General features: G+C 68.3%; 6 protein-coding genes. 4 read left to right on the plus strand and 2 right to left on the minus strand.

Features of this window, described 5'->3' with window-relative positions; translation table 11 throughout:
• Positions 1-12 precede the first annotated feature (12 nt).
• The 4 genes from pseC to pgmG all read left to right on the plus strand — a co-directional run bounded on the left by pseC (position 13) and on the right by pgmG (position 4,693).
• Entirely contained in the window at positions 13-1,251 is a 1,239-nt protein-coding gene (gene pseC / locus GBZ26_RS25175) for a UDP-4-amino-4,6-dideoxy-N-acetyl-beta-L-altrosamine transaminase (protein ID WP_174441190.1), read from the plus strand.
• Positions 1,252-1,336: 85 nt separating this feature from the next.
• Positions 1,337-1,633 carry a hypothetical protein gene (locus GBZ26_RS25180; RefSeq protein ID WP_174441185.1) on the plus strand — a complete coding sequence of 99 codons (297 nt, stop codon included), beginning with the start codon at positions 1,337-1,339 and terminating at the stop codon, positions 1,631-1,633.
• Positions 1,634-1,931: 298 nt separating this feature from the next.
• Positions 1,932-3,257, plus strand: coding sequence for a UDP-glucose dehydrogenase family protein (locus GBZ26_RS25185; protein WP_174441186.1), 1,326 nt, complete (start codon positions 1,932-1,934; stop codon positions 3,255-3,257).
• Positions 3,258-3,289: 32 nt separating this feature from the next.
• Positions 3,290-4,693 (plus strand): phosphoglucomutase/phosphomannomutase PgmG, encoded by a 1,404-nt coding sequence (gene pgmG / locus GBZ26_RS25190; RefSeq protein WP_174441187.1) that lies wholly within the window; start codon positions 3,290-3,292, stop codon positions 4,691-4,693.
• Between the two features lie 136 nt (positions 4,694-4,829).
• Here pgmG and GBZ26_RS25195 read toward each other — a convergent pair whose 3' ends face one another.
• Both GBZ26_RS25195 and GBZ26_RS25200 read right to left on the minus strand, forming a co-directional pair.
• A complete protein-coding gene (locus tag GBZ26_RS25195) occupies positions 4,830-5,699 on the minus strand; it encodes a ParB/RepB/Spo0J family partition protein (RefSeq protein WP_174441188.1) in 870 nt (289 codons plus the stop codon).
• On the minus strand, positions 5,689-6,681 hold the full coding sequence (locus tag GBZ26_RS25200) for an AAA family ATPase (protein WP_174441189.1): 993 nt from the start codon (positions 6,679-6,681) through the stop codon (positions 5,689-5,691). Before GBZ26_RS25200 ends, GBZ26_RS25195 begins: the two co-directional genes overlap by 11 nt.
• Between the last annotated feature and the right edge of the window lie 281 nt (positions 6,682-6,962).

The following is a 6,962-nucleotide window of genomic DNA, read 5'->3' on the forward strand; positions in this document are numbered from 1 at the left end:
CCCCCCCTCTCCCTGGCCCCCTTCCTGCCTTACGGGCGTCAGGACATTGACCAGAACGACATCGACGCGGTGACCGCCGTCCTGCGCGGCGACTGGTTGACACAGGGTCCGGCGGTGGAGGCCTTCGAGCGGGCGCTGTGCGAGCGCACCGGGGCCGCCCATGCGGTGTCCTGCGCCAACGGAACGGCCGCCCTGCACTTGGCCACCCTCGCGCTGGGGCTCGGCCCCGGCGACGCGGTGGTGGTGCCCGCCATCACCTTCCTCGCCACCGCCAACGCCGCCCGCTACGTGGGGGCGGAGGTCGCCTTCGCCGACGTCGATCCCGCCACCGGCCTGATGGGGCCGGAGCAGGCGGAGGCGGCGATCGGGCGGGCCGCCCGCGCCGGCTGGCGGGTGCGCGCCCTGGCGCCCGTGCATTTCGCCGGGCAGACCGCGGACATGGCCGGGCTCGCCGCGCTCGCCGCCCGCCACGGGCTGGCGGTGATCGAGGACGCCTGCCACGCCATCGGCAGCGTGGACGTGGCGCCGGACGGACGGGCCCTGCCGGTCGGTTCCAACGGCTTCGGCACGCTCACCGCCTTCTCCTTCCACCCCGTGAAGACCATCGCGGCGGGCGAGGGAGGGGCCGTGACCACCAACGATCCGGGTCTCGCCGCCCGCCTGCGCCGTTTCCGCAATCACGGGATGGAGCGGGACCCGGCGGGATTCGAGGACCGCGAGGCCGCCTTCACCGCCGCCGAGATCACCAAGGATGGAACCGCCAATCCCTGGTACTACGAGATGGCGGAGCCGGGCTTCAATTACCGCCTGACCGACATCCATTCCGCGCTCGCGCTCAGCCAACTGGCCCGGCTGGACGCCTTCGTGGAACGGCGCCGCCATCTGATGGACCTCTACGCGGAGCGGCTGGCCCCGCTGGCCCCGCTGGTCCTTCCCGCCGCCCGCGCTCCCTGGTGCCGCCCGGCCTGGCACCTCTGCGCCGTCCGCATCGACTTCGCCGCCGCCGGGCGGACACGGGCGCAGGTCATGGCCGATCTGCGGGGGCGGGGCATCGGCACCCAGGTCCATTACATCCCGGTCCACCGACAGCCCTACTGGCGCAACCGCTGCGACAACCTTGTCCTGCCCGGCGCCGACGCCCATTACGCCCGGACGCTGTCGCTGCCCTTGTTCCCGGCCATGACCGATGCCGATGTGGACCGGGTCGCCACAGCCCTGGCCGAAGCGCTGGGGCTACCCTCCCCGGTGTGACAACCCGGCGTCGCTGCTGGACAGTTTTCTCTCTTCCAAAAATGCGCTATGCCAAGCGTCATCTGGAATGCTTCGGAGCAGGGTCATGGCCGAGGGTACTGTGGACTATTACGCGATGGTCGAAGAAGCGTGGCAGCTCAGCGACACCGCACGCGATTATGTGAAGAACGCAGGCCGCGACGTGGATAACGTCGAGTTGTGGGAAAAAGTCTTCGCTTCCTCGCCGCTGATCGATCTGGAGCGCACCCGTGCCGAGGGCGGCCAGCCGCTGCAAAAGATCTTTTTCAAGAATCCCTACGGGCTGCAGTACCGGGCCGACCACAAGGATTGGATACCGTTCCGCCACGGCGCTCTGGACCCCGCCTATCTCCAGGCGATCTGAGGCCTCCGGCAATCCCAGACGGCTCTGCGGAAACCGCCCGTGCCAAGCCCCCTTGCGATGGGAACGGCTGATGGGAACGGGCGGTGGGAATCCGGGCGGCCGGCATACCAGGCCGGCTGGCCGGGCTCGCGGACTCCAGCCTTGTCGAAAGGCGCCCGGTTCCGCGCGACAGCCTGCCGCAGGATGATGCCCTCCTCAAAGTTATCCTGATAAGACAAGCAACCATGAAAACGCGGGGACCGCTCCGTTCCATGCCGGAAACGGCGGTTCCTGCGGATGTCGACAACAAGGGTTTTCCATGCGCATCGCGATGATCGGTACGGGGTATGTCGGGCTGGTGTCCGGCGCCTGTTTTTCGGAATTCGGCGTCCACGTCACCTGCGTCGACAAGGACGCCGGCAAGATCGAGCGCCTGAAGCGCGGTGAAATCCCGATCTACGAGCCGGGCCTGGACGAGCTGGTGGCGCGCAACGTCGCCGCCGGGCGGCTGTCCTTCACGCTGGACCTGAAGGAGGCGATGGCCGGGGTCGACGCCGTGTTCATCGCGGTGGGCACCCCGACCCGGCGCGGCGACGGCCACGCCGACCTCTCCTACGTCTACGCCGCCGCCGAGGAGATCGCCGCCAACCTCGACCACTACACCGTGGTCGTCAACAAGTCGACCGTGCCGGTCGGCACCGGCCGCGAGGTCGAGGCGATCATCCGCCGCACCAACCCCGGCGCCGACTTCGACGTCGCCAGCAACCCGGAGTTCCTGCGCGAGGGCTCGGCCATCGGCGACTTCATGCGTCCCGACCGCGTCGTCATCGGCACCCGCTCGGAGCGCGCCGCCGAGGTCATGCGCCGCCTCTACCGCCCGCTCTACCTGATCGAGACCCCCATCGTCCTGACCTCGCTGGAGACCGCGGAGCTCACCAAGTACGCCGCCAACACCTTCCTGGCCGCCAAGATCACCTTCATCAACGAGATCGCCGACCTGTGCGAGAAGGTCGGCGCCAACGTCCACGACGTCGCCCGCGGCATCGGGCTCGACGGCCGCATCGGCAAGAAGTTCCTCCACCCCGGCCCCGGCTACGGCGGCTCCTGCTTCCCCAAGGACACGCTGGCCCTGGTCCGCACCGCCCAGCAGGTCGGCAGCCCGCTGCGCATCATCGAGACCGTCGTCGACATCAACGACAAGCGCAAGAAGCAGATGGCCGAGCGCATCCTCGCCGCCTGCGGCGGGTCGCTCGCCGGCAAGACCGTCGGCGTCCTGGGCGTCACCTTCAAGCCCAACACCGACGACATGCGCGACGCCCCCTCGCTGGACATCGTCCCGGCCCTGCAGGCCGCCGGCGCCACCGTGCGCGCCTTCGACCCCGCCGGCATGCACGAGGCCGGCAAGCTGCTGCCCGGCGTGCAGTGGACGCAGGACGCCTACGGCGCCCTGGAGGGTGCCGACTGCGTCGCCATCCTCACCGAATGGAACGAGTTCCGGGCCCTCGACCTGAAGCGGGTCAAGGCCCTGCTCAGGCACCCGGTCATGGTCGACCTGCGCAACGTCTACAATCCCCATGAGATGGCCGCCGCAGGCTTCTCTTACTCCTCCATCGGACGGCCCACGGCGCCGTTCCAGAACGTCTGAAGCGATCCGGTTTAAGGAGGTCCGTCGAGACCATGAGCGAAGCCCACACTTTCCACCCGACCGTGCTGCGCGAGTACGACATCCGCGGCATCGTCGGCAGCACCCTGACCGCGGCGGACGCCCGCGCGGTCGGTCGGGCCTTCGGCACCGTGGTGGCCCGCAGCGGGGGGAAGACCGTCTGCGTCGGCTACGATGGCCGGCTGTCCTCGCCGGAGCTGGAAGCCGCCATGGTGGAGGGTCTGGTCGCCTGCGGTCTGCATGTGCTGCGGATCGGGCTCGGCCCCACCCCGATGCTGTATTTCGCCACCCGCGACCGCGAGGCGGCGGCCGGCATCATGATCACCGGTTCCCACAACCCGCCGGACTACAACGGCATCAAGATGATGCTGGGCAAGGGTCCGGTCTATGGCCAGCAGATCCTCGACCTCGGCATCATCGCCGCGAAGGCCGACTACGTGTCCGGCGAGGGCTCGTCGGAGCAGGTCGACGTCAAGGACGCCTATGTGGACCGCATGATGCGGGACTATGACGGCACCCGCGACCTGACCATCGCCTGGGACGCCGGCAACGGCGCCTCCGGCGAGATCCTGCGCCGTTTGACCGCGAAGCTGCCGGGCAAGCACATCCTGCTGTTCGACGAGATCGACGGCAACTTCCCCAACCACCATCCGGACCCGACGGTCGAGAAGAACCTCGTCGACCTGAAGAAGGCGGTGGCGGAGAACGGCTGCGACATCGGCATCGGCTTCGACGGCGACGGCGACCGCATCGGCGCCATCGACCATCTGGGCCGCGTGGTGTGGGGCGACCAGCTCGTGGCGATCTACGCCGCCGACGTGCTGAAGAACCACCCCGGCGCCACGATCATCGCCGACGTGAAAGCCAGCCAGACGCTGTTCGACGAGATCGCCAAGCTCGGCGGCAACCCGCTGATGTGGAAGACCGGCCATTCGCTGCTGAAGGCCAAGATGGCCGAGACCGGCTCTCCGCTGGCCGGCGAGATGTCGGGCCACATCTTCTTCGCCGACAAGTGGTACGGCTTCGACGACGCGCTGTACTGCGCGGTGCGGCTGATCGGTCTGGTCAGCAAGCTGAACCAGCCTCTGTCGGAATTGCGCGACCGCCTGCCGCCGGTGGTGAACACCCCGGAGACCCGCTTCCAGGTGAGCGAGGAGCGCAAGTTCCAGGTCGTCCAGGAGGTCAAGGCCCGGCTGAAGGCCGAGGGTGCCGACGTCAACGACATCGACGGCGTGCGCGTGAAGACGGCGGACGGGTGGTGGCTGCTGCGCGCCTCCAACACCCAGGACGTGCTGGTCGCCCGTGCGGAGTCCGGAACGCCCGAAGGGCTGGAGCGGCTGAAGGGCATGGTCGTTGCCCAACTGGAAGCCTCCGGCCTGCAGGCCCCCTCCTTCGAGGACGGCGGCAGCGCTCACTGACGGTTGATGCGAAAAAGGCCCTTCCCCGTGGATGCGGGGAAGGGCCTTTTTCTATGCCTGGGTTCTGAAAAGGTCGGTGAGAATTCTCACCGACCCGTATGAGGAAAGGATCGGTGAGAATTCTCACCGCGCCCGGTCAGTGTTCCTCACCGTCCAGGATCGCGTCGATGGAACGGCGCAGGTCGCACAGAACCTCGCGGTCCACCTCCTCCAGCCGCTTCGGTCTTTCCTGGAAGGCCTGGAGGGCCTCCCGCGTGCGCAGGATGTTGCGGGAAACGCGCAGGCTGAAGGCGCTCAGCACCGCTTCCGGTTCGTCCCGCGTTCCCGTTGCGGCAACGCCCGGCGCACGGGGCTCGGGCAAAGGCTGGTCGTTGGTCAGGCTTTCCAGAAGGCGCATCTGCGCCTCGGCATCGTCGAGCGCGGCGATCTGGTAGAGCTTGTAGCGGGCGACCTTCTTCTCCGCGCCCTCGTAGCGCTCCCGCACCGCCGGAGAGACCTTGGTCAGCCCGAGGGTCCGGGTGATCTCCGCCTTGTCGCGCCCCATGATCTGGCCGAGATCGGCGTGCGAATAGCCGTGCTTCTCCACGAGAGCCACGAAGGCGTCGGCCTCTTCGAAGGGCGTCAGGTCGGCGCGCAGGACGTTCTCCACGACCGCCACTTCGGCGGTGTCGATGCCGTCCGGCACCAGGATGCAGGGGACCGTCTGCTGGCCGAGCGTGCGGACCGCGCGCAGGCGCCGCTCCCCGAAGACGAGTTGGAAACGGCTCGGCCCCAGCTCCCGCACGCCGATCGGCTGCTGAAGGCCGTATTTGCGGATGGAGTCCGTGAGGGCGGCCAGTTCCGCCTCGTCGAAGCGGCGGCGCGGCTGGTCGGGGTTGGCCTCGATCCAGTCCACGTCGGGGTAAACGAGCCGCACCCCCTGCTCCGGCTCCGCGAAGACGGCGAGCGCGCCACGGCTCATGGCGTTGAGCCGGGCGAGATTCCCGGTCCCGAGCTTACGCGACATTGGCCACCTCCACGCGCTTGCGCCGCTCCACGGCGATGGCGTCGGCCAACACCCGGTAGGACGAGGCTCCCGGCGCGTCCGGCACCGCCTCCAGGGCGGCACGGCCGGCGAGCGCCGCGTCGCCGTAGATGGTCGCCCGCGGCACCGGCGGGAAGATGCGCAGCGTGCCGCCCAGCGCGCTGTGAAGCTGCTCCAGCGTCACCTGATGCTGGTTCAGGCGGGCGTTGTGCATGGTCGGCAGGATGCCCAGGACGGCGAGGCTGGGATGGCAGCGCCGCTTCAGCTTGTTGATCGTCTTCAGCAGGTGGTTCACGCCGATGGAGGACAGATATTCGGTCTGGCAGGGGATGACGATGACGTCCGACGCCACCAGCCCGTTGGCCGTGCACTGGCCCAGGTTGGGCGGGCAGTCGATGAAGATGAAATCGTAAGCCGCCCGCGCGTCCTGAAGCCGCTCCCGCAGGGCCATGGGGCCGCTGGGGTCGGCGGTCAGCTCCACCTCGACCGACGCCAGCTCGATGCTCGACGGGGCGATCTCCAGCCCGATGTCGCCGACCGGGACGACAATGTCCTCGACGGCGACCTCCTCGCGCAGCACGTGGGCCAGCGACTTGCGCCGGCCCTCCTCATACTCGATCAGGTCGATGCCGAGATGCGCCGTGGCGTTGGCCTGCGGGTCGGCGTCGATGATGAGCACGCGGTAGCCCTCCCGCGCCAGGATGCTGGCGGTGTTGACCGTGCAGGTGGTCTTGCCGACCCCGCCCTTCTGGTTGGCGAGGCAGATGACCAGCGCCGGGCCATGCTTGCCGTCCACCACCGCCGTCTCCTTCAGAAGGAAGCGGACCACCGCGTCGGGGATCTTCTCGCTGTTGCTTTCCCAGCGGGAAATCTTGGACCGGTCGTAGCGCCGCTCCAGCCGCTCGTTCAGCCAAGCCGCGAAATCCGGCTGTGAGAGTTTGCGCTCCTCGCGCAGGAGCCTCATGTCTTCGCCACGCAACGTCAACCTCCACAGCGAATGCGCTTGCCGTGTTCAACCGATACGACGGCGTCCCGAATCGGTCAAGGTTGACGGTCACCCCCATTGCATCAACAGCCGGCATCAACAGACGAAGCCGGCCCGGAAAGCATCCTTTCCGGGCCGGCGCGTTGTGGACCGCGTCAGATCACAGGTTGATGAAGGCGATGTAGTTCTGGTCGCCCATGGTGCCGGTCGTCATGGTCATGGCGCCCACGGACTTGCCGGCGAAGGTCATGCTGGCGTCG

It is taken from the genome of Azospirillum formosense, assembly GCF_013340925.1.
In the GTDB taxonomy this organism is placed as follows: domain Bacteria; phylum Pseudomonadota; class Alphaproteobacteria; order Azospirillales; family Azospirillaceae; genus Azospirillum; species Azospirillum formosense.